Origin of the sequence: Clostridium tarantellae (assembly GCF_009295725.1) — a bacterium.
GTDB lineage: Bacteria > Bacillota > Clostridia > Clostridiales > Clostridiaceae > Sarcina > Sarcina tarantellae.
Genome location: NZ_WHJC01000465.1, coordinates 1 through 1,685 on the forward strand (window position 1 = coordinate 1; position 1,685 = coordinate 1,685).

Annotated in this window: 1 protein-coding gene; it reads left to right on the forward strand. The window is 29.9% G+C overall.

Going from position 1 to position 1,685, the window contains the following annotated elements; translation table 11 throughout:
• Window positions 1-80 precede the first annotated feature (80 nt).
• A protein-coding gene (locus GBZ86_RS15620; protein WP_234885185.1) for an IS3 family transposase occupies window positions 81-1,645 on the forward strand; the annotation gives its coding sequence in 2 pieces (ribosomal slippage) (window positions 81-540 and window positions 540-1,645; 1,566 coding nt in all).
• The last annotated feature ends 40 nt before the right edge of the window (window positions 1,646-1,685 follow it).

Genomic DNA, 1,685 nt, shown 5'->3' on the forward strand with positions numbered 1-1,685 from the left:
TCCCTAGGTGGTAAGATAGTTGTCGTAGAAACAAATTAATGGTATTCTCAAATTTAGAGAATAATAAGGAGAGTTTAACTATGACAAAAAATAAATCAAATAGAAAGTACTTAAAAGAAGAAAAAGAAAAACTAATAGCAAGGATGTGCCCACCAGAAAGTATATCAATCTCTAAGTTATCAGAAGAAACAGGAATAAGCAAATCTACTTTAGCTACATGGAAATCAAAAAGTAATAAAGGTCTAAATGAAAAAAAGGACAGAAGAACTATTACTTCACAAGAAAAATTTCTTATAGTAATGGAAACTTATATGATGTCAGAAATAGAACTAGGAAAGTATTGTAGGGAAAAAGGATTATATGTTCAAGATGTTAAAGAATGGCGTTCTAGCTGCATAGCAGCCAATAGCGTAGCTAAAAGCAATAACTTAGAACTAGTAGAAGAACTTAAAGAAGAGAAAAGAAAAGCAAAAGAATTAGCAAAAGAATTAAGAAGAAAAGAGAAGGCTTTAGCTGAAACAGCAGCATTATTAGTTTTGAGAAAAAAGTTAAATGCGATTTTCGAGGAAAACGAGGAAGATTAATTTCAATTGAAAATCGCCAATTAATTGTATCACTAATAAAAGAAGCTAATGAAAATGGAGCAAGATTAATCCCTGCTTGCGATGTTGTTGGAATAAGTAAGAGAACCTTTGAACGTTGGTGTAAAGAAGGTACTATAATAGCTGATAAAAGAAAAGATTGCATAAGACCTACGCCAAAAAATAAATTATCTAAAGAAGAATATCAAAGTATTTTAAATGTTCTAAATAAAGAAGAGTTTGCTGATTTACCTCCATCACAAATCGTTCCAGCTTTAGCTGATAGAGGTATTTATTTAGCCTCTGAATCTACATTTTATAGGATATTGAGAAAAGAAAATTTACAACATCATAGAGGTAGAGCTAAAGTACCAAAAAATATAATTACTCCTACAACATTCATAGCTAATGGACCCAATCAAGTTTGGACATGGGATATTACTTGGTTAAATACTTCAAATCGTGGTATTTATTATAAGCTATATACTATCATAGATATTTATAGTAGAAAAATTGTTGGATGGGAAGTTTGGGATGAAGAAAACGGAGAACTAGCTTCACAGCTAGTAGAACGTGCTTTATTATTAGAAAATTCTGTTGGAAAACCTCTAGTTCTTCATTCTGATAATGGAGCACCAATGAAATCACATACATTAAAATCTAAGTTAGAAATGTTAGGAGTATTATCCTCTTATTCTAGACCAAGGGTAAGTAATGATAATCCCTATTCAGAAGCTCATTTTAAAACCATGAAATATAGACCTGGATACCCTTCTGAAGGTTTTAGGAACATAGAAGAAGCTCGTGAATGGGTTTATAAATTTGTTGATTGGTATAATAATAAACATTATCATAGTGGAATAAAATTTATAACACCTTCTACTAGGCATAATGGTGATGAAAAGAAAATAATAACTAATAGAAAAAAAGTATATAAAGCAGCAAAGTTACTTAATCCTTCAAGATTTAATAAGGGATTAAGAAATTGGGATCTACCACCATGTGTAGCACTTAATCCTACTGATGAAATAAAAAAAACTTTAAACAATAGCTTGTGTAAATAATTTTTAAAAATATCAATAATTTTTTAAGAGAGTTCTTTTT